Genomic DNA, 20,140 nt, shown 5'->3' with positions numbered 1-20,140 from the left:
CTCCTGCACCGGTAGGGTGCTGTCAGTCAACGGGTGGTTTGTTGCGAAGGGATTTTACTGCAGCCACACGTCGTTTAGTATCCAGACGTTTGCGCTTCTGGCCTTTGGGTATTCGAGTAGGAACCCTGGGCGCTGCCGGCTGGGCTGCCTTGTCTATCAGGGACTGCAGGCGCACCAACGCATCCTCGCGGTTTTTTTCCTGCGTGCGAAAACGCTGGGCTTTGATGATCAATACGCCCTCGCGGCTGATTCGCCGGTCCTTCAAGTCAAGCAGCGCCGACTTGATATGTGCCGGCAGACTTGACGCAGGGATGTCAAAGCGTAAATGAATGGCCGACGACACCTTGTTGACGTTTTGCCCGCCCGCCCCTTGAGCCCGCACCGCGGTCAGCTCGACCTCCTGCTCGTTAACTCTGATCATCCAGAACCTTTATTTAGAAACCGAAATAGCGTTGTGTCCTGTGATAGTAGCGGATCGCGGGGCGACATTAAAACTCAGCAGAGAATCGCCCGTTTTTGGTGCAAATACACGAATTCAGAACCAAAACGACTCAGGGCATGCACGGCTAATGCGCTCGTCATCGTGCAGTTAAAAGCATCATGCCTGACCGCCATAGCCATATAAACTTTTATTTTCAGATATATCAACACTATAGCGCACCGTATAAAAAACTGGCACGCCACATGCATTTAACAGATCAAGCATCGGCACTCCCCTGCTGATGCGGTAAATGGAACTGACTCTCCCCTTTTCCATTGATGGGTGATCTCGCCCACGTGTGTATCCCCGTACCACGTGGGCTTTTTTTTGCCTGCTATACTAGGGTCTTGAATTCGAAACAGGCCCAACCCTATGACCATAACCCGCCCTCTGATCTTGCGCATGTTGCTGATCGCAGCTTTATCGATACTGTCAGCATCTCCCGTGCTGGCCTGGGACGCTCTGGGGCATCGCCTGTCGGCCTACCTCGCCTACGATCAAATGAACGAGGCACAACGCAGATTCTGGGTTAGCACGCTACAGGGCCATCCCAGGTATCAGCAGGACTTTGTGACCGCCATGCCGGCAGAAATAGCAGCTCAGGGTGCAATCGCCCAGGCGCGCTGGCAGTTCGGACAGGCTGCTGTCTGGCCCGATATAGCGCGCGGCTTCCGAGGCCTGGATGAGCGTTTCCATTTCCCTGACCGTCACTGGATAGATGGCGCCTGGGTCAGGGATGATGTGGAGATGCAGGGCAATATCTACATTGATATGGAGCCATTGCCTGATATCCAGGGACCACAAGACCAACAGATCACTCGGGAATACCAGGCAGATAATGTGCTGACGGGACTGGTTTACGCGAGGCGCGTACTGGTGACCAACAGCGACCCGGAAGAGCGCGCCATCGCGCTTTGCTGGTTGCTGCATCTGGGCGGCGACATCCATCAACCATTACACGCAGGCGCGCTCTATTCCCCGGGAGTCTTTCCGGACGGCGACCGCGGCGGCAATGGCATCGCCGTCGACACTACAAATCTGCACGCAATGTGGGACGGCGCCTTACGTGGTGTCAGCCTGCAGCGCAATCTGAGTGAACTGCGTGACATTCAGCGCAGCCTGAGAGAGCATGAGTTTGCCTTCACGCCGGGCACCTGGTTGCTGGAGAGTCGCGAACTGCTGCATGCCGCCGTTTATCCTGATGCCGTCATCAGTGCCATACAGCGCAGCGAACGCACTGGCAATCAGCTGGACAGCATTGAAACCAGTGACAGCTATCGTGACGGTATGCGCACCATGGCTTTGCAACGGATTGCCGAAGCTGGCCAGCGCCTGCTCCGCACTCTAAATGAACTACACGGACAGCCCTGACTTCATGAAATATTCCGCAATTATACGGTCGCCCTGGTCGCTCCGGGCTCTGGCATTTTATACAAGCCTGACACATTGCTCGTTGGCCAGTGCCCAGGATGCTGACGAGGAAATCGTTGCCGAGCTCGAGAAACCATTATGGGAGCTCGGCGTCGGCGCCGGCGCCCTGATGCAGCCCCACTACCCGTCATCGTCAGAACATCAGACTCGCAGCCTGGCACTGCCCTACCTTGTTTACCGCGGCGAAGTGCTGCGCATCGGAGATGGCCAGTCGGCTCGTGCAGTAGCCGCAGAGAACAGCCGCTACGAACTGTCCATGTCTTTCGCTGCGGCGTTTGACGCCGACAGCGAGGGCAATGAACTGCGTCGGGGCATGGACGACCTGGACTTCATTTTTGAAGTGGGCCCGCAACTGGTCTTTAAACTTGGCAATTACACTTACAGCGACACCAGTCGCAGTGAGTTACAGCTGGCACTGCAGGCACGTGCAGCTTTTTCCACCGATTTTGGTCGTATCGATCATCGTGGCTATGTGTTCGAACCAATGCTGCGCTATCGCCACTACGGATTGTTCAGCCCGCAACTGGAAGCCACAGTTTCTCTGCGGCCTATCTGGGCGACGCGCGAACTGCACCAATATTTCTACGATGTGGCTGCTGTTGACGCCACCGCTTTCAGACCCGCCTACCTGGCTGAGTCCGGCTACTTTGGTACCGGACTGAACTTCTCTGGCACCTGGCATCTGTCTGACAAGGCAAGGGTTTTTGGCGGCATACAGACCAGCTTCCACCATGGCGCAGCCAACCGTCAAAGCCCCCTGTTTGAAGACGATTTCACCATGGGTGTCGCCATTGGGTTTATCTGGAGCTTCCTGGAAAGTGAACGTATGGTAGTGAGACCCTGATGGCCGAGCCACTCAAAAACCTTTATGGGCAGGAGATTCCGCATCGTATCGCGAACATGATCAGCAATGCGTCCCCGATCTTTGATCGGCAGCGTTTTCTTGATTACGTACTGCCTGAGTATGACGGGCTGGAATTAATGCCACGCGGCTGGCATATGGCTGATGGACTTAAACATGCCTTGCCGGAAGACTACGAGACCGCTATTGACATACTGCTGGCCTCACTGCCGCCGGCGCGACCACCAGTAGCAGAAACATCCGCGACAGCAGATCGTGAAGGCAACACTCTGGCACCCTTCATCTTCATGCCGCATACATTTTTTGTCGCACGTTATGGATTAAATCATTTCGACGCTTCGATGCGCGCACAGTATGAACTGACACAGCGCTTTACCGCCGAATTCAGTATCCGGCCATTTCTGCAACAGTTCCCTGAACGGACTTTGAAAGTATTGCGAGGCTGGACTGAAGACAGCAGCGAACATGTCAGGCGGCTGGTCTCGGAAGGAACACGTCCACGCCTGCCCTGGGCTTCACGGCTGCCTGCATTTCAGAAAAACCCAGAACCAGTGCTGTCAGTGCTTGAGCTTCTCAAAGATGACCCGTCCCTGTACGTGCGCAGATCGGTGGCAAATAATCTCAATGACATTGGCAAAGACAACCCTGACCACTTGTTTGAAACTGCTGAACGCTGGCTCAAGAACGCCAGCCCGGATCGCGAATGGATTATCAGTCATGCGCTGCGCGTTGCCATCAAAAACGGTGAACCGCGGGCGTTGCGGCTGATCGGGTTTGGGAGTAAGCCTCAGGTGTCGCTCAGTGATATAAACATTACGCCGGACGTCGTCACAGAAGGCGATAGCCTTGCGTTTAGTGTCACCATCAACAGCAAGGTCCCGGCTTCGCAGTCCTTGCTGATCGATTTCGTGGTGCATTACCTTAAAGCCAATGGCAGCAGTCGCGGCAAAGTGTTTAAACTGACCCGTATGGAACTTGATGGCAAACAGAGTGTGACCGTTGGCAAGCGCATATCACTAAAACCCATGACCACTCGCAAGCACTACGCAGGCGAACATCGACTGGAGTTGCTGATCAATGGCACTGCCTACCCGCTAGGTTCATTTTCGCTCGTGACGGAGGATAAACCCCAGGTCCAGGCGATCCTTCCAGAAGCCAAGTAAGGGCCGCAGCGCAGTATTGCTGATACTGTATTTTCCGTAGCTCAACAGCGCACCACCATCTGCTGTTGCCAGCAGCGCCAGTGTTCTGGGCTGAGGCTGATATTTTCGCAATGGGCGGTCATTCAGAAATGCCATGACATTATGCGCCAGCGTAGGGCCCTGCCGGACAGCATATACCCCAGAGCGCTGGCTGCCTTTGTGCGAACAGGCGTCGCCGCTGATGAACACCTGCGGGTGATTCACACTTTGCAGACAGGCATCAACTCGCAGAAAGCCCCTTTTATCAGTCGCCAGTCCCGAACAGGCATACCAGGGCAGTGGCGCGGCTCCCGTCGCCAGCACGACAGCATCCGGGTGCGCAACGATCTTGCCTCCGGACCATAACTGCCCGTCGCGGATGTTGGAAATAAACGTGTCAGGCAGGCACTCAATCTCGCGTTCCCGCAACAGAGCAGCAGCTGCCCGTTGCAGCTCTACTGGCTGCCCCGGCAATAGCTCTTCAGCGCAAATCAATCTGAATCCGGTGGTGGGCAATTTCCATTGCAGTGCCAGCACCAGCTCAAAAGCGGCGGGGCCACCTCCCAGCACAACAATTTCGCCGGGTGGTTGCTGACGCCAAAGCTGCCAGCGTTGAAAAAAATTGGCAAAAGGTTTTGCCGGCTCGATGGGAACACTACTGTCGTTTTTGGGGACCGGCGGCTCTGAACCGGTGTTGATAGACAGAACCTGGTAGGTAATGGACTGATTATTACTCAGCACCAGTTTTTGATTGTCAGCGTTCATGGCACTGACTTCACCATATACCAGGTGCAGACCCACCGCGTCAGCGAGCGGTCTCAGGTCAACGGCACACTGTTCAACATGGAACCGTCCCGCCAGCAGACCCGGCATCATGCCCGAATACCAGGCATGCGTTCCTGGCGATATCAGCACACTGTTCTCAGGCACTTTGAGACCCTGTTCGGCCCAGCATCGCATGGCGACCAGATGCGTATGTCCAGCACCAGCCATTACCAGCGGAGCATCCATATTGTGTTGTGCCTGTGTCACATTTACTGCCAGGGGGTTGGCCACAGTAGTATCATCGCATTACACTGAATCCACTGATCATAACAGGATTCTCAGCTAGCCATGACGACTCAATCTAATTCCCGCTGGATCGACCTGCGCAGTGATACCGTAACCCAGCCAACTGAGGCGATGCGGCAGGCCATGTTCACTGCAGATGTCGGCGATGACGTCTGGGGCGAAGACCCAACCGTCATCAGGCTGCAGCAGGTGCTGGCAGAGCGCGCCGGTCTTGAGGCAGGTCTGTTTCTGCCGTCAGGCACACAGTCAAATCTGGTGGCTTTGCTCACACATTGCGGGCGCGGCGATGAGTACATTGTCGGACAGCAGGCACACACCTATCGCTACGAAGGCGGCGGAGCAGCAGCACTGGGCGGCATACAGCCGCAACCTTTGCCAATGACCGAATTCGGTGGCCTGGACCTGCATGATGTCGAAAAGGCCATCAAACCCGACGATTGCCATTTCGCGCGCACCCGCCTGCTATGTCTGGAAAATACCGTGCACGGAAAGGTACTGCCTCTGGACTATCTTGCTCAAGCCAGCGAGGTCGCTCAGGAATATGGTCTGCAGCGACACCTGGACGGGGCCAGGATTTTCAACGCTGTTATGGCGCTGGGCTGTAAACTCACCGATATTAGCCAGCACTTTGATACGGTGTCGATATGCCTGTCGAAAGGACTTGGGGCACCGGTCGGCTCAGTACTGCTCGGCCCTGTCGATTTCATTGAGCAGGCCCGGCGCTGGCGCAAAGTCACCGGTGGCGGAATGCGTCAGGCGGGCATTCTGGCAGCCGCTGGATTGCATGCGCTGGATCATCATGTCGAACGTCTGGCTGACGATCATCGCCGTGCCAGACTGTTGGCGGAGCGCCTGCAGGCAGCCGGATACTCAGTAGCAACGCCGCAGACCAACATACTGTTTGTTGACTCAAGTGAGCTGCCACGTACAGCACTTGCACAGTGGCTGGATAGACACGGTATCAAGGCCGACTGCCTGGGCCGCGACAATATTCGGCTGGTGACGCACCTGGATGTATCGGATGCCGACATAGATCGCGCAGCCGAGGTCTTTACCGAGTTCCTGCGCGAGCATCGCCTTTAATTACAATAACTTATCAAATATTTTGCTCACCCGAAAAATTTGCGTTAAGCTCAATCAACAGCGTCTGATATCCCAGATGCATGTTTGAACCGCAGAGACCTGGCCTCAACACCCCGACGCCAAATCTCTTGCAATTGACCCAAACGGTCTGACAGCGGTGGAGACATCTTATGTTCGATAAACTCGAGCGCGCCCGACTGGAAGAAATTCACTTCCGGCATGACCCCGATTCCCGGCTGAACGCCATTATTGCCATTCATAACACCCGTCTGGGCCCGGCCCTCGGCGGCTGTCGATGCATTCATTACACAAGTGACGATCAGGCTGTAGACGACGCCATCAGACTGGCTCGAGGTATGAGCTACAAGGCTGCTCTGGCCGGTGTACCGCAGGGCGGTGGCAAAGCTGTCATCATGCTACCCGCCGACGGCGTTGAAGATCGCAAAAGTCTCTACCAGGCCTTCGGGCGCTTCGTTCACGACCTGGGGGGGCGCTATATCACCGCTGCTGACAGCGGCACAACGCTGGCCGACCTGGATGAAGTATCAGGTGTCACACCCTACGTGTCAGGCACCAGCCGAGATGGCTTCAACCCGTCACCGCTGACTGCACTGGGTGTTTTTGCTGGTATCAAGGCAGCCGTGCGACACAAACTCAGGCGCAATTCACTTAAAGACATACATGTCGCGATTCAGGGCGTCGGCAACGTAGGGTACGCGTTGGCGGCATTGCTTGCAGACGCTGGCGCCAGGCTTACTGTCAGCGACACTGATCCGGCCAAGACAGCGCGCTGTGTCTCAGAGTTTGGAGCCACCGTAGTAACGGGCGATGACATTCTGACGCAGGAATGTGATGTGCTGGCACCCTGTGGCCTGGGTGGCATCCTCAATGACATCAGCATCCCGCAGCTGCGCTGCCCAATCGTGGCCGGCGCCGCAAACAATCAGCTGCAAAAACCTGAGCATGGCGCTCTGCTGCACCAGTCCGACATCCTTTACGCGCCTGACTATGTCATCAATGCCGGTGGCCTGATCACGGTATCTCTGGGTTATATGAATGCCTCCATGCCTGGGATTCAGCAACGTGTACTGGCGCTCGAGACTACCCTGCTGACGCTGTTCGAACGCAGCCAAGCCGAGGGAAGTCCAAGCAGCGACATTGCTGATCAGATGGCCGAGGACATTCTGTATCAGCGTCATTTCGGACAGCGCGCGTCCGCAAAACTGGTGATCTGACAATCTGATGGCCTGACTGACAGGAGGGCAAACCATGTCCACTCCAGTGCCGAGCTCCATTGAAAAACCACGTTATGTTGCACCACCTCCGCTGGTGTATATCGAACCCAGTGGCAAAAGTAATCGGGATCTGCCAGCGCAGATCGATTTCGACTGGCTGCGTCAGGCCTATCAGCATATGTCGCTGATTCGGGCGCTCGACAAAAAAGCCGTTGCACTGCAGCGTACCGGCCAGATGCGTACCTACCCTTCCTGCCTGGGACAGGAAGCCGTGGGCATCGGGACCGGCATGGCAATGATGGACGCCGATGTATATGTGCCCTACTACCGCGATCAGGCGACACTGTATCTGCGTGGCGTGCAACTGAAACAGATATTGCAGCTTTGGGGCGGCGATGAACGCGGCCACCTGTTTGACGGGGCAGCCAAAAAAGACCTGCCCATCTGCGTGCCCATTGCAACACAGCTGACCCAGGCCGCAGGCGCTGCGGTCGCTCTCAAAAGCAAAGGGGTAAAGGGCGCCGTCGTCACCAGTTGTGGTGATGGTGCCACTTCACGCGGCGACTTTTATGAAGCACTAAACGTTGCCGGCCTCTGGCAGCTACCACTGGTAACTGTCATCAACAATAACCAGTGGGCTATCTCGGTTCCCCGGCAGATGCAGTCAGGAACACCAACCCTGGCACAGAAAGCGGTGGCGGCCGGAATTGAGGGTATTCAGGTAGACGGCAATGATGTCGTGGCCGTGTTCGATGCCGTCAATCATGCCCTGCAAAAAGCCCGCAGTGGCAAAGGCCCCACACTGATTGAGGCGATTACCTACCGACTCGGAGACCATACCACAGCAGACGATGCAACCCGCTACCGCAGCGCCTCTGAAGTCAGTGATGCCTGGCAACGCGAACCCATCAAACGCCTTCAGACCTGGCTACATGATCACGATGCCTGGGATGCCACCCGTGAGCAATCACTGCATGGCGAAATCAAACAGCAGATCGAGCGTGCCGTCGCTGACTATCTGGCCATTGAACCAGCACCGGTGGATGACATTCTGCGATATCAGTACGCCGACATGACACCAGCGCTCGAACAACAACGCACCTGGCTGCTGCAGCGGCACGGGGGGTAGCTATGGGCAAGGACAACAACAGCAACACTCACGAAGTTACACTGGTCGAAGCGGTCAATCTGGCGCTGCGCCGGGCATTGAGCGACGACCCGGACGTGGTGCTGCTGGGCGAGGACATCGGCACCAACGGTGGCGTATTTCGCGCAACCGAGGGCCTGAAGCAGGATTTTGGCTATAAGCGTGTCATTGACACACCACTGGCGGAATCCATGATCGCCGGCCTCAGCGTTGGCATGGCCACACAGGGCATGAAACCAGTGGCGGAAATCCAGTTTATGGGATTCATATTTGCTGCCTTTGAACAGATAGTGTGCCATGCGGCACGTATGCGAAATCGCACGCGCGGCAGACTGCATTGCCCGCTGGTGATCCGCGCTCCTTTTGGGGGTGGCATACAGGCGCCCGAGCATCATTCTGAAAGCACTGAGGCGCTGTTTGCCCATATACCTGGTCTGCGGGTCGTCATACCGTCATCGCCCACTCGTGCCTACGGACTGCTGCTTTCGGCCATCCAGTGTCCGGACCCGGTGCTGTTCCTGGAGCCCAAGCGGATTTACCGTATGGTCCGCCAGCGCCTGGTCGACTCGGGCAAAGGCCTTCCGCTGGACACCTGTTTTACGCTGCGTCAGGGCAAGGATGTCACGCTGGTGTCATGGGGTGCGGCGATGCACGAAACCCTGCAGGCGGCCGAGAGGCTCGCCCGGGACGGAATCGAGTGTGAAGTGATTGATGTCGCCACCATCAGCCCTCTCGATTTCAATACCATCAAGCGCTCTGTGCAGCACACAGGTCGCTGCATAATTGTTCAGGAGGCGCCCCGCAATGGCGGCGTTGCTTCAGAAATCAGCGCCAGACTTGCAGAAACCTGCCTGATGCATTTGCGCGCTCCGGTACAGCGGGTGACCGGTTATGACGCCACCATGCCATATCCACGGCAGGAACATCTGTATATGCCAGCAACCGACGATATCATCGCGGCGGCTAGAACCACTCTGGAGGGCTTATGAAATACTTCAAACTGCCTGATTTGGGGGAAGGTCTGCAGGAAGCGGAAATTGTTGAATGGCATATCGCCCAGGGCGATGAAGTCAGCGAAGACCAGACAATTCTGTCCGTCGAAACAGCCAAGGCCATCGTTGATCTGCCAGCACCCCAGGCCGGCAAGATTGTAAAACTGTTTGGTCAGCCGGGTGATATCGTGCATGTGGGCGACCCGCTGCTTGAGTATGACGCCGAAAGTGATGACTCAGGGACCGTCGTGGGTGAAATGTCTGGCCCCTCCGATGACAACGCTGTTCAGGAGGACGACTTTATCATTGGCAGTGCCCATGATGACGCTGACGTACCGGCACCTGTGCGGGAACGATCGGTATTCAGCGGTGGTACGCCGTTGAAAGGCGTTCAGCGTGTGATGGCAAAAAACATGTCCAGGGCTCACGCCGAAGTGGTCAGTGTTTCAATCCATGATGACGTGGACATTCACGCCTGGCAGAGCGGTGAGGACCCGACCATGCGGCTGGTCCGTGCTATAGCGGCGGCCTGCCTGGCAGAGCCCGGACTGAACACCTGGTACGATGGTGAACGCATGGCTGTAAAGCAGCACGAGCACATTGATCTGGGAATCGCCGTTGATACACCCGACGGACTGTTTGTACCGGTGCTGCGCGACATTGCGGGACGTGACCGTGCTGATCTTCGCAAGGGGCTGAATGCGCTGCGTGAAGCGGTCAACACACGCAAAATTCCACCTGAGGAGATGCGGGGTGCGACCATCACGCTGTCCAACTTCGGCACCATGGCCGGTCGTTATGCCAATCCGGTGATTGTGCCGCCCATGGTCGCTATTCTGGGTGCCGGAAAAATACGCAGGCAAGCCGTCGCCACTGACGATGGCATTGAAGCCCACCGGGTACTGCCGCTATCGCTGAGTTTTGACCACCGCTGTGTCAGTGGCGGCGAGGCTGCCCGCTTCCTGGCAGCCGTGATGAAGGATCTGGGCCAGCCCTGATCACTCAGTGCAGGACGTTACCACGCTCCTGCATTAGCATGGACACTTCTGCGGCATCGAACTGGTATTCGGTGCCGCAGAATTCGCAGGCGATATTGACGGCACCGTGTTCAGCAACAATGCTGTCCACTTCTTCTTTGCCAATGGAGATCAGTGCTCTGGCAGTACGCTCGCGCGAACAGCTGCACTGATAATGGAATGTGCGCGGCTCAAACAGTTCGACCTGCTCCTGATGATAAAGCCTGTGCAACAGGGCCTCATTGTCCAGCTGCAACAGCTCGCTGGTGGTCAGTGTCTGTGCCAGCATCACCAGGTGCTGCCAGGCATCATCGCGATCATCATCGTCTTGCTGCGAGGAACCCGGCAACTGCTGCAGCATGAAGCCGCAGGCCTGTTCCCCATCAACTGCAAAAATGAACCAGCTTGGCAGCTGCTCGGACTGACCAAAGTAGGTCTGCAGGGCGGCCGACAGGGATCCGCCTTCCAGTGACACAATACCCTGGTAGGGTTCGCGTTTGCGCGAGTCGACAGTAATGACCAGCACGCCGTCACCCGTCAGGGTCGTAAACTCGCTGCTCTTGGGCGGTGAGTCAAACCTGGCAATACCCCGAATAGCGCCTTCGCTGGTGCACTCGGACATGATCAGGCTCAGCTCACCATCGCCACGCACCTGCAGCACCAGCCGCCCCTCGTACTTGATGGCCGATCCCAGCAACACACTGGCTGCCAGAAACTCACCCAGCAAGTGGCGAACTCCTTCTGGATAGGCGTGGTTACTGACTGTATCCAGGTAACTCTTGTTCAACCGCACGATTTCGCCGCGCACATCCGACTGACTGAAAAGGAATCGCTGACAAGTGTCAATTTGGGCTGGTTTGGACATGGGGCTCCCCGTACATTGGCGTGATACTATTTTACGCGTCCTGCACCGTCTTTGCACAGACGTGAATTGATGCTAATTTAGGCGAATGTCCAGTAGTCGACCTCTCTGCCTTTTTATTGCATGCCTGTTGTTTCTGCCCAGCCTGGCGCTTGGGCACGACATGACCGACATCGCCCGCGAACGGATGGCCTCCGGTGGCTATCTTGAGGTCATGTGGACTGGCGCCGAGCATATGCTGAGTGGTTACGACCACCTTCTCTTCCTGCTTGGTGTCATGTTCTTTCTGACGCGCTTCGTCGACATTCTTAAATTTGTTACGGCTTTCACCATCGGCCATACCATCACGCTGATTTTCGCTACCTATGCCGGCATCACCGCCAACCACTATCTGATTGATGCCGTGATCGCCCTGACGGTGGCCTACAAGGGTTTTGAGAACATCAACGGTTTCCAGCGCTGGCTGGGCACCAGAGCTCCCAGTCTGCTGCTGATGGTTTTCATCTTCGGCCTGATTCATGGTTTTGGTCTGTCCGCGCGACTCCAGGCTGTAACACTGGCCGAGGACCCGGCACTGCTGAGTAAAATCCTGCTGTTTAACGTTGGCGTCGAATTTGGTCAGATCATTGCGCTGGTGATCATGGCGGTGGCCATCAGAGCCTGGCAACAGGTCAGCGCATGGCCGAAAATCAGTTATGTCGCCAACATCAGCCTGATTCTGGCCGGCGCCGTGCTGCTGGTGGTGCAACTGACCGGTTACGCTCGCGAGCAGGCCGAAATCAACGCTCCGGTGCGTTTCACGGTGTTCACTGACCAGGACCAGATGATGGGCCAGGTCACTGACGGCAGTGGGCAGGGCCTTGGCAATGCAAGCGTGCAGATCACCGACGTCGCCTCGGGGACCAGCAATGAAGTGAGCACCGATGCTGATGGCTGGTTCTCGTTCGCTGGCACAATTGACAACAGCTATCAACTCCAGGCGAGCACTGCCCAGGGGGATAGCGGAAGCACCAGTGTGGCGCTGGGGGATCCGGCCCCTGCCCATGAGCATGAGGCCTTCCACATTCCTTTCTATTTCATCATCGCCGCCCTGCTGCTGCTTTCGGCGCTGCTTGTACGGCGTTTCAACCCACCGCACAAGCCTGCGGTTTGAGCCTTCCTTCGCAGCGGGCGCTGACAGCTCTGACCACATTTCGCACCAGTGCATCGCCAGCCGTAAGACTCGACCCGTCAGCGACTCCCGTCTGCTGTGTCAGGATCGATTCGGGATGGAACTGCACCGCCATCCACGGCAACGTGCGATGCATGACCGCCATGGTGTGACAACTCTCGTCATCTGTGACCGCAACCGGCGCAAGCGCCTCTGGCAATCGGCTTGCCACCAGGGAATGATAGCGGCCGGCCATGAACCGGGGCGGCAGCCCGCTGAACATCAGACTGCCATCGTGTTTCACCATTGATGCCTTGCCGTGTCTGGGTGTGGGCATGACACCCAGCTCACCGCCACAGTATTCAACCATCGCCTGCAGGCCCAGACACACTCCAAATACTGGAAGCCCCTGCTGCTCGCAGAGACTGAGCGTTGTCTGACAGTCAAAGTCGGCTGGGCGACCAGGGCCTGGTGAAAGGATCACCAGGTCGAAAGCCTGCCCAGACAAGGCACGACGGGCAGCCTCAGGTCGCAGCGTGATCACATCCACCCCCTGCATGCGGAAACAGGCGGCAAGTGTCTGTACAAATGAATCCTGATGATCAACCATCAGTGCACGTAAATTCGGCGGTTTGATCCCTGCCTGCGATTGAGGGGCTGCACCGACTGTATTCTCTTTCTTTGCGGGCTGCAGCGCTGCCAGCAAAGCGGATGCTTTCAGGCGGGTTTCCGCTTCTTCCGCATGCGGGTCGGAATCATGCAATAAGGTTGCACCGGCACGGACGTGTGCAATGCCCCGCTGCAGATGGATGGTCCGCAGTGTGAGCCCGGTGTCCATGCTGCCGTCAAAACCCAGCCGCCCGAAGGCGCCACCATACCATTGCCTAGGTGACTTCTCGTGCTGCTCTATGAATGCCATCGCAGCACGCTTGGGAGCACCTGTCACAGTTACCGCCCAGGTATGCGCAAGAAAGGCATCCAGAGCGTCAAATTGCGGCAGCAGCCGCCCCTCCACATGATCAACGGTATGTATCAAACGTGAATAGAGTTCCGGTTGTCGCCTGCCGATAACACGCACAGATCCGGGCTCACAGATCCGGCTTTTGTCATTGCGGTCGACATCCGTACACATCGACAGCTCTGCCTCATCCTTGGCTGAATTCAGCAGCTCGCGAATCAGTTCGGCATCCTCCAGTGCATTTCTGCCTCTGGCGATTGTCCCCGAGATGGGACAGCTTTCGACCCGCCTGCCAGCGACCCGAACGTACATTTCAGGTGAGGCGGAAATCAGAAACTCGTCTTGGCCCAGATTCATCAGTGCCAGATAAGGTGCCGGATTTGCCTTTTGCAGACGCCGGAAAATTGCACTGGGCAACTCGGCTGTGGCCTGGCTGAACATTTGTCCTGGAACCACTTCAAACAGGTCACCGCGACTGAAGCAGGCTTTCGCCTTCTCCACCAGCGCCGCATACTCACCAGGGGCATGATCGCAACGCTGACCAATTTTGGCGCTGACTTTTGCAGCAGCGTTTTCGGTGACGGTCTGCGGCGCCAGGCGTTTAAGTCCGCCAGTGGTCTGCGTTTCGCCATGCAAGTCGCGACAGAAGAATTCGTAGCGAAGCAGGTCCCCTGCGCCTGTTGCCGGATCGACCACAATAAGTTCATCCGGCAGGTACAACACCAGGTCTCGTTGCTTCTTCGCTCTGGGGTGTTGCAGCTCAACAGGTTCAAATTGAAAAGCAAGGTCGTAACCGAAAGGTCCATAAAGACCCAGAAAACTGTCCTCATCACTGGCGAAGTGCGCCAGTATGTGACGAATAACCGACATGACACTCGGCCGCCGCGTTCGCATCTCTTCGGTTTCATCTGCGGCCGCCTCTGCCGCAGGCAACACCTCCACACGCAACTCACGCGTTTCCATGATGTCGCAGCAGCTTATTGATGCCTGAGCAGCAAGTGAGCGATGAATTTCTGGCAGCAGGACAGTGCCGCGTGAATTCAGTGCCTCGACACGCACGCAGTAATCACGAGAGGTAATCCGCAAGGGCGGGTTGATGAAGGCCAGTGACTTGCGCCGGTATCGGCCCGGATAATCTACTTCGCAGCTGAAAACAGCCCCCGGACGAGTGTCCAGCGCCTGCACGATCCGCGTCAGCTCAGCGCTGCCATCACACTGGCTTTGCTGTCGGTTGACGACAACACCACCGTCGGTGGTATATCGGGTCTGTTGTATGTGCACGATCATTCTCCTCTTAAGTTTCAAGAGGCTGCCACCCTGGGAGAGCTGGCTTGATCGTTACTTTGTGAAGAGTTGATCCGGGATTTCAGATCGGTTCTTGCAGGTATGACTCAGGCCGCCTTCCTGTCGGGGGCAGCCTGAAAACAATGCCTATCTGAAGGCGTTTATGCTGTTTTCCTGGCGGCCCTTGTTGCTAAACCACCAGAAATATACGGTCTGAATGTTCATAGTTCGCAATGATGCGCCCGATCCGCGCCCTGTGTCAAGCCAGCATTACCATGGAATACGCTGCCCGTCATAGGCAATGAATGCGCCGCTATCAACCGGGCCGGCCTGCTGAATTACCGACAGCAGACCATTAGCGCTGGTCTCTGTGTCGATAAGACCGTTCGGCCCTCCCATGTCGGTCCGCACCCAGCCCGGATGCAGGCTCAGTACAATAAACTGCTCTGGCTGCAGATCAATTGAGAGTGACTTGACGGCCTGATTCAGGGCGGATTTGGCAGTCCGATAGATGTAGGACCCGCCACTGCCATTGTCGGCAACCGACCCCATTTTTGAACTCATGAATGCAATGCGTCGCTCATTGCCCTGCCGGAGATTGGGCATCAGTTTCTGAGTGAGAAGCAGTGGCGCGATGGTATCGACGTGAAAGACCTGCAGCCACTCATCAGCCTGCAGCTTGCCGAACACAGCGTCGCGCGGCCCGTAAATCCCGGCATTGTTGATCAGCACGTCAATCGGCCGGTCACCCAGACGTCCAAGCAGCGCGTCATAACTGTCTGCATCAGCCAGGTCCAGAGGCGCCAGTGTCAAAGCAGGGTTTATGGCTGCCAGCTCTTTTAGCGCGGGCACCGCCTCCGGATCTCTGGCGGTGGCTATCACATGATGCCCCTGCGCCAGCGTCTGTTTTACCAGCTCCAGTCCGATACCCCTGTTTGTGCCAGTGATCAAATAATCAGCCATGATAGAACTCCCAATAAAGAGCCAGAAGACAGGCCCTGCAACAATTGTCCAACAATGAATTTGGTGTGCGGCACCAAAGCTGGGGCCGCCGCAAATACTGGAGAAATGTTTTAACACGGGCGGCATGCTGCTGTCAGGTTGTCGCATCAAGACGTATGCCCGTCTCGGCCCGCAGGTGGCCACTGTGCCAGTGTCAAAAAGTTTGATATAAGGGATAGAACGACTGATCGATTTCTGTCCGACTCCCGAGGATCACCATGAAAACAAGACATTACCCGAGTTACCTCAAGCAACTGACGCTGGCGATGGCCATAGCCACGAGTTTTTCCACTCACACGTTCGCGCAGGACCTCGAACATGCGTCGCCACAAAGTGCTGGCTTGAGTGAGCAGGGCATCGAGGATCTGGCAGCCGGAATGCGCAAGGCTGTAGATGAGGGCAACCTGGCAGGCATCGTGAGCACTTTGATTCGTGATGGCAAGATTGTGCATCTGGACGCCTATGGATATCAGGACATTCAGGATCAGGTGCCAATGACAGAAGAGACCATCTTCCGCATCTTCTCAATGACCAAACCCGTCACTGGTGTGGCCTTGATGATGCTGCACGAAGAAGGCAAATTCTCTCTCGAAGACCCGGTCTCGCTGTACATTCCGGAACTGGCGGGCCTGCGCGTCGCCGCAGCTGACGGCCCTGATGGCGTTCCCGAAACAGAACCTGCCGACCATGAAATGACCATTCGTGAGCTAATGTCTCACACCGGCGGCCTGACCTACGGGCTTTTCTCTCGCTCGCAGGTCGATTCTATGTATCAGGCTGCCAATATCCTGGATGCCAACGGGACTCTCAAGGAAATGATCGACAAGCTGGCAGAAATCCCGCTACGTCAACAACCCGGTTCGCTATGGCACTACAGTGTCTCGGTCGATGTGCAGGGCTACCTGGTCGAGGTGCTGTCCGGCCAGACCTTTGCGGAATTCCTGCAGCAACGTCTGTTTGATCCGCTTAACATGGACGACACCGGCTTTGCCGTACCGGACAGTGACCGCGAGCGCTTTGCCACTATGTACCAGTCTGGCCAGGGTGGCCTGGCACAACCCCAGGACGCGCTTGGTGGCGACTACCGGGAGCCAGTTACATTTTACGGCGGCGGTGGCGGGCTGGTCTCAACGATTGGCGACTATATGAAGTTCACCCAGATGCTGGCCAATGGTGGTGAATTGGATGGCGTACGCGTTCTGTCGCCCGAATCTGTAGAGCTGATGCGCAGCAATCAACTGCCAGAAGGCATGGAAGAGATTCCGGGTTATCCCGGTAACCAGTTCGGACTGGATTTTGCTGTCGTGGTTGACCCTTCCCGCAATAATGGCATGAGCGAGGGCAGTTACTGGTGGTGGGGCATCGGCGGCACCTGGTTCTGGATAGACCCGGTCGAGAACCTGACCTTCATCGGCATGATTCAAAACCGCAACCTGATGTATGCCCGCCAGCTGCAGGCTATCAGCAAGGAACTTGTTTACAGCGCCATCACGGAATCAAACCGCTGACAAACGATTGATCAATCCTCCAGCAGATGCTGATAGCGCTTGTCTGTCAGCATCCGCAGGAAGGCCTCCAGCGCATCCAGGTGACGCGGCTCCAGAGGCATGGTCCCTGTCAGTTTATCCAGAGCAATTGTCTCGGGCACTTCGGCGTTACCCCAGGGCTCGTCAGTCTCCGGGTTGATCTGGCTGTCACCGCCACTGCGATTGTACTTGTTGTAAAAATCCAGAACCGTGCGTAGTTCGCTGAACACACCGTTGTGCATATAAGGCCCCGTTACTGCGACGTTGCGCAGGCTCGGAACCTTGAATCGACCATCCGTATCGCCCTGTGGTGTCTCAGGCCGGAACGCCAGCCCTTTGTCCACATAGGGTTTTCCCTCCACATCGAACTGACGGCCGTTGGCAGCCCGCAAGCGTTGATTCACTGGCACACCGATATTTTCAAACGCGTAGTTGCTGAAGGTTTCCAGCCTGCGTCCAGGCACGTCCTGAAGCTGATGACACTCATTGCAATTGGTGAATCCCTCTGTGAAGAACAGAGCCATGCCAAGCGACTCCTGCAGCGTGGGCTGATAGTTTCCCTGGAGATATTCATCGTATTTCGAATCAAAAGGCTGAAACTGTTCGCCTTGCTGAAAGGCCGCCAGTGCCTGGCCGACAGCTTCGCTAAGGAGTTGCGTATCGGCCACAACCTGCTCACCGAACAGTGATACTAGACGTCGCTGATACTCCGGGTTCTCCAAAACGCGATCCGCCAGTTGTTCCGGACCGGACAACTGCATCTCAGTGGGATCAAAAATCGGTATCAGTGCCTGTTCAGCAAGATCAGCAGCCCGGCCGTCCCAGAACAGTCCGCCGTGATAAAGGCCCTCTTCATCCTGCGAGAACGAAGGTGTCAGCGAAACGTAGCCGAGTGACGGGGCCTGACGATCCCCCAGGGAAATGCCATCGCTACCTAGCGACGCTGCTGAAAATACGCCGTTGTCACGGGCATCAGTGAACGCGCGATTGGGATCGTGGCATGTGGCACATGCCAAAGTGCGCTCTCTTGATAAATTGGTGTCAAAAAAAAAGGCCTGTCCTAGCCAGGCCAAAGAGGTGGAATCATCGTTTGCGATTGCGACCGAACTGAAGTTCGCCAACAGAAGACCCAACATCACTTGACACCTGAAGATCATGGCGCCTCCAGATTCTCCGCAATCAATTGTCTGCGCAATGCCAGGATATCCAGCACTTTATTGGCGCGATGCTGGGTGACTTCAGACTCTGTGTAGGGCCTGAATGTCCCTTCGGCAAATGTCCTCAACATCCAGTTCATAATTTCGGTAAGCTGGGCATCTGTGACTGGTGCCTGTGAAGCACCCGGCACCTGAACCATATAGGCACGACCCTCGTCATGACTGGCCAGCTTTGGCATGGTTATCCGCAGATCCGGAATGGCTGGCGGCATGCCCGAGCCATTTTCAATATGACATCCACCACAATGCAGCAGATACATATATTGCGGGCCCTGTCCATGCTGCGCCAAAGCCTTACCCATTGGCAACAGGCTTAGCAAAAGGGTGACGGCTGCCGCCCGAATCCTGCTTTTGTGGCTGAACCGCAGCCTGGATTGATAGCCAGGCTGCGGCGAACGATCAAGGCAGTGAATTCGCATCAGCATGACCGATGACCAGCGCGAGTGTGCAGTGATAGGCATGGCTCGTAGAACCAAAGCACCACAACACATTATTGGACTTCGATGGGAAGTAAACCGGACGGTCGCCTTCCGAGCGCGAACAGCCACAGCCGCTACCACAACTACCCTTGCCGCAGCAGTCGTTGTAGGAAATCAGGTAGTCGCGACCATCGGTCGGGTTATGGCAGGAGCCAACCCAGGCGATTGTTGCGGTCTGTGACCCTGGAGGACATTGTGTCAGTGAACCACCACAGCAGCTACACAGCGAACCACTGAACGCGCAGTAGCGCCAGTACTCACACTCTTGTGGATCACCCATCTCTTCAATGTCTGCAACGCCATTCACCGGGCCGGAATTACCGGCTGGTGGGAACTGTGTCTGTGCCGAAGCACGGGCCACCGGCAACACCGGCAAGGCACCCATACCTGCCATGAACACCCCAATGCGACCCAGGAAGGAACGTCGCGAGGTTCTACCGGCCAGGAAACGGATAGCCCCTGTAGTTTTTGCATCCAGATCTTTGTACAACTGTGCGATCAGCGCCTGTCTATCACTCATGATGCCTGCTCCTGCAGACTGCCTGATTTGACCAGGTAGTCCTGTATTGATTCATATCCACTCTGCATTGATGTCACCAGGGACTCCAGATGCTCCCGACTGTTGACCAGACCTTTCGAACGCAGCACGCCGTGCTGATCGATGAGGACTGCGTACGGCAATTTGCCGACTTCAAACTTCATGCCCAACTCGAGTGAGACAACATAGGGATAGTCTTCCAGCCCCATCTTTGCTACATAGTTCTGATGCTTGTTCAGTTGACCGCCATCGCTACCAAAAACCAGCGACAGCTTTTCAGCACGTGCCATACTTTTAGCTACTGGCACCAGGTCCTTACAGATTGGACAGCTTGGCGAGACAAACAGAATCAGCTGCGGCTTTTTCACCATGCCCACTTCTGATGGACCTGCACCAATGGCGACCGGCTTGCCATTAATATCCGGGATTGACAAAGCAGGTGCCTTGTCTCCCACCTTAGGGCCGGCTGTTGTCATCAACGCACCGGCAGGTGCCAAACGTGTATGCAGAATGCCGATCTGCCTGGCCAGCGCAATGACCGCCAGTATCAGCACCAGTACAACAAAACAAAGTACGCTTAACACCACCATAGAAGCACTACCCATTACATGACTCCTCGTGCAGG

The 20,140-nt window shown here is 56.2% G+C and carries 19 protein-coding genes; 10 read left to right on the top strand and 9 right to left on the bottom strand.

Going from position 1 to position 20,140, the window contains the following annotated elements:
• Positions 1–22: 22 nt before the first annotated feature.
• Positions 23–421 (bottom strand): alternative ribosome rescue aminoacyl-tRNA hydrolase ArfB, encoded by a 399-nt coding sequence (gene arfB, locus LVD14_RS07040; RefSeq protein ID WP_237133316.1) that lies wholly within the window; start codon positions 419–421, stop codon positions 23–25.
• Between the two features lie 432 nt (positions 422–853).
• Here arfB and LVD14_RS07035 point away from each other — a divergent pair, with 432 nt between their 5' ends.
• The 3 genes from LVD14_RS07035 to LVD14_RS07025 are packed head-to-tail and all read left to right on the top strand — an operon-like array spanning position 854 to position 3,937.
• On the top strand, positions 854–1,852 hold the full coding sequence (locus LVD14_RS07035; RefSeq protein ID WP_237133315.1) for a S1/P1 nuclease: 999 nt from the start codon (positions 854–856) through the stop codon (positions 1,850–1,852).
• A 4-nt stretch (positions 1,853–1,856) separates the two neighbouring features.
• The gene (locus tag LVD14_RS07030; protein WP_237133314.1) at positions 1,857–2,756 is read left to right on the top strand and encodes a MipA/OmpV family protein; all 900 of its coding nucleotides are present in this window, start codon (positions 1,857–1,859) and stop codon (positions 2,754–2,756) included.
• Positions 2,756–3,937: a DNA alkylation repair protein gene (locus LVD14_RS07025; RefSeq protein ID WP_237133313.1), complete on the top strand. Its 1,182-nt coding sequence runs from the start codon at positions 2,756–2,758 to the stop codon at positions 3,935–3,937. Before LVD14_RS07030 ends, LVD14_RS07025 begins: the two co-directional genes overlap by 1 nt.
• Here the strand turns inward: LVD14_RS07025 and LVD14_RS07020 are convergent.
• On the bottom strand, positions 3,875–4,987 hold the full coding sequence (locus LVD14_RS07020; protein ID WP_237133312.1) for an FAD-dependent oxidoreductase: 1,113 nt from the start codon (positions 4,985–4,987) through the stop codon (positions 3,875–3,877). The genes LVD14_RS07025 and LVD14_RS07020 overlap by 63 nt on opposite strands.
• 81 nt (positions 4,988–5,068) lie before the next feature.
• On the opposite strand from LVD14_RS07020, the gene ltaE reads away from it, so the two are divergent.
• The 5 genes from ltaE (at position 5,069) to LVD14_RS06995 (ending at position 10,481) form a co-directional block, all read left to right on the top strand.
• Complete coding sequence (gene ltaE, locus LVD14_RS07015; RefSeq protein ID WP_237133311.1) at positions 5,069–6,109, top strand: low-specificity L-threonine aldolase; 1,041 nt, start codon at positions 5,069–5,071, stop codon at positions 6,107–6,109.
• Between the two features lie 170 nt (positions 6,110–6,279).
• A complete protein-coding gene (locus tag LVD14_RS07010; RefSeq protein ID WP_237133310.1) occupies positions 6,280–7,344 on the top strand; it encodes a Glu/Leu/Phe/Val dehydrogenase family protein in 1,065 nt (354 codons plus the stop codon).
• Between the two features lie 34 nt (positions 7,345–7,378).
• The gene (gene pdhA / locus LVD14_RS07005; protein WP_237133309.1) at positions 7,379–8,473 is read left to right on the top strand and encodes a pyruvate dehydrogenase (acetyl-transferring) E1 component subunit alpha; all 1,095 of its coding nucleotides are present in this window, start codon (positions 7,379–7,381) and stop codon (positions 8,471–8,473) included.
• 2 nt (positions 8,474–8,475) lie between these two features.
• Positions 8,476–9,480 (top strand): alpha-ketoacid dehydrogenase subunit beta, encoded by a 1,005-nt coding sequence (locus LVD14_RS07000; protein ID WP_237133308.1) that lies wholly within the window; start codon positions 8,476–8,478, stop codon positions 9,478–9,480.
• On the top strand, positions 9,477–10,481 hold the full coding sequence (locus tag LVD14_RS06995; RefSeq protein WP_237133307.1) for a dihydrolipoamide acetyltransferase family protein: 1,005 nt from the start codon (positions 9,477–9,479) through the stop codon (positions 10,479–10,481). The genes LVD14_RS07000 and LVD14_RS06995 overlap by 4 nt, the downstream gene beginning before the upstream one ends.
• A 4-nt stretch (positions 10,482–10,485) precedes the next feature.
• Here LVD14_RS06995 and hslO read toward each other — a convergent pair whose 3' ends face one another.
• Positions 10,486–11,364, bottom strand: a complete 879-nt coding sequence (gene hslO / locus LVD14_RS06990) for an Hsp33 family molecular chaperone HslO (protein ID WP_237133306.1) — start codon at positions 11,362–11,364, stop codon at positions 10,486–10,488.
• A gap of 160 nt (positions 11,365–11,524) precedes the next feature.
• Between hslO and LVD14_RS06985 the strand changes: the two genes are divergently transcribed.
• Positions 11,525–12,514: a HupE/UreJ family protein gene (locus tag LVD14_RS06985; protein WP_237133305.1), complete on the top strand. Its 990-nt coding sequence runs from the start codon at positions 11,525–11,527 to the stop codon at positions 12,512–12,514.
• Here LVD14_RS06985 and LVD14_RS06980 read toward each other — a convergent pair.
• Together LVD14_RS06980 and LVD14_RS06975 are read right to left on the bottom strand one after the other, a co-directional pair.
• Positions 12,486–14,750 carry an anthranilate synthase component I gene (locus LVD14_RS06980; RefSeq protein WP_237133304.1) on the bottom strand — a complete coding sequence of 755 codons (2,265 nt, stop codon included), beginning with the start codon at positions 14,748–14,750 and terminating at the stop codon, positions 12,486–12,488. The two genes, LVD14_RS06985 and LVD14_RS06980, sit on opposite strands and share 29 nt — an antisense overlap.
• A 273-nt stretch (positions 14,751–15,023) precedes the next feature.
• Entirely contained in the window at positions 15,024–15,716 is a 693-nt protein-coding gene (locus LVD14_RS06975; RefSeq protein ID WP_237133303.1) for an SDR family oxidoreductase, read from the bottom strand.
• A gap of 257 nt (positions 15,717–15,973) precedes the next feature.
• Between LVD14_RS06975 and LVD14_RS06970 the strand changes: the two genes are divergently transcribed.
• The gene (locus LVD14_RS06970) at positions 15,974–17,263 is read left to right on the top strand and encodes a serine hydrolase domain-containing protein (RefSeq protein WP_237133302.1); all 1,290 of its coding nucleotides are present in this window, start codon (positions 15,974–15,976) and stop codon (positions 17,261–17,263) included.
• Between the two features lie 11 nt (positions 17,264–17,274).
• On the opposite strand, the gene LVD14_RS06965 is transcribed toward LVD14_RS06970, so the two are convergent.
• From LVD14_RS06965 to mauD, 4 genes are read right to left on the bottom strand one after another with little or no spacing between them, the layout of a single operon-like run.
• Entirely contained in the window at positions 17,275–18,417 is a 1,143-nt protein-coding gene (locus tag LVD14_RS06965) for a cytochrome-c peroxidase (protein ID WP_272907173.1), read from the bottom strand.
• 17 nt (positions 18,418–18,434) lie between these two features.
• Positions 18,435–18,923, bottom strand: a complete 489-nt coding sequence (locus tag LVD14_RS06960; protein ID WP_237133300.1) for a cytochrome C — start codon at positions 18,921–18,923, stop codon at positions 18,435–18,437.
• The gene (locus tag LVD14_RS06955) at positions 18,898–19,497 is read right to left on the bottom strand and encodes a methylamine dehydrogenase light chain (protein ID WP_237133299.1); all 600 of its coding nucleotides are present in this window, start codon (positions 19,495–19,497) and stop codon (positions 18,898–18,900) included. The genes LVD14_RS06960 and LVD14_RS06955 overlap by 26 nt, the downstream gene beginning before the upstream one ends.
• Positions 19,494–20,120 carry a methylamine dehydrogenase accessory protein MauD gene (mauD, locus tag LVD14_RS06950; RefSeq protein WP_237133298.1) on the bottom strand — a complete coding sequence of 209 codons (627 nt, stop codon included), beginning with the start codon at positions 20,118–20,120 and terminating at the stop codon, positions 19,494–19,496. The genes LVD14_RS06955 and mauD overlap by 4 nt, the downstream gene beginning before the upstream one ends.
• Positions 20,121–20,140 lie beyond the last annotated feature (20 nt).

The sequence above is a fragment of the Pseudohongiella sp. O18 genome (assembly GCF_021729085.1).
GTDB lineage: Bacteria > Pseudomonadota > Gammaproteobacteria > Pseudomonadales > Pseudohongiellaceae > Pseudohongiella.
The sequence above is the reverse complement of the archived record's forward strand: the minus strand, read 5'-3'. Positions and strand labels throughout refer to the sequence as shown.

Coding starts and splice junctions, on each gene's coding strand:
- ltaE (WP_237133311.1), top strand. CDS start 5,069: ATGACGACTCAATCTAATTCCCGCTGGATCGACCTGCGCAGTGATACC.
- LVD14_RS07025 (WP_237133313.1), top strand. CDS start 2,756: ATGGCCGAGCCACTCAAAAACCTTTATGGGCAGGAGATTCCGCATCGT.
- LVD14_RS06970 (WP_237133302.1), top strand. CDS start 15,974: ATGAAAACAAGACATTACCCGAGTTACCTCAAGCAACTGACGCTGGCG.
- LVD14_RS07000 (WP_237133308.1), top strand. CDS start 8,476: ATGGGCAAGGACAACAACAGCAACACTCACGAAGTTACACTGGTCGAA.
- LVD14_RS06985 (WP_237133305.1), top strand. CDS start 11,525: ATGACCGACATCGCCCGCGAACGGATGGCCTCCGGTGGCTATCTTGAG.
- pdhA (WP_237133309.1), top strand. CDS start 7,379: ATGTCCACTCCAGTGCCGAGCTCCATTGAAAAACCACGTTATGTTGCA.
- LVD14_RS07010 (WP_237133310.1), top strand. CDS start 6,280: ATGTTCGATAAACTCGAGCGCGCCCGACTGGAAGAAATTCACTTCCGG.
- LVD14_RS06995 (WP_237133307.1), top strand. CDS start 9,477: ATGAAATACTTCAAACTGCCTGATTTGGGGGAAGGTCTGCAGGAAGCG.
- mauD (WP_237133298.1), bottom strand. CDS start 20,120: ATGGGTAGTGCTTCTATGGTGGTGTTAAGCGTACTTTGTTTTGTTGTA.
- LVD14_RS07030 (WP_237133314.1), top strand. CDS start 1,857: ATGAAATATTCCGCAATTATACGGTCGCCCTGGTCGCTCCGGGCTCTG.
- LVD14_RS07035 (WP_237133315.1), top strand. CDS start 854: ATGACCATAACCCGCCCTCTGATCTTGCGCATGTTGCTGATCGCAGCT.
- LVD14_RS06960 (WP_237133300.1), bottom strand. CDS start 18,923: ATGCTGATGCGAATTCACTGCCTTGATCGTTCGCCGCAGCCTGGCTAT.
- hslO (WP_237133306.1), bottom strand. CDS start 11,364: ATGTCCAAACCAGCCCAAATTGACACTTGTCAGCGATTCCTTTTCAGT.
- arfB (WP_237133316.1), bottom strand. CDS start 421: ATGATCAGAGTTAACGAGCAGGAGGTCGAGCTGACCGCGGTGCGGGCT.
- LVD14_RS06965 (WP_272907173.1), bottom strand. CDS start 18,417: ATGTTGGGTCTTCTGTTGGCGAACTTCAGTTCGGTCGCAATCGCAAAC.
- LVD14_RS06975 (WP_237133303.1), bottom strand. CDS start 15,716: ATGGCTGATTATTTGATCACTGGCACAAACAGGGGTATCGGACTGGAG.
- LVD14_RS06955 (WP_237133299.1), bottom strand. CDS start 19,497: ATGAGTGATAGACAGGCGCTGATCGCACAGTTGTACAAAGATCTGGAT.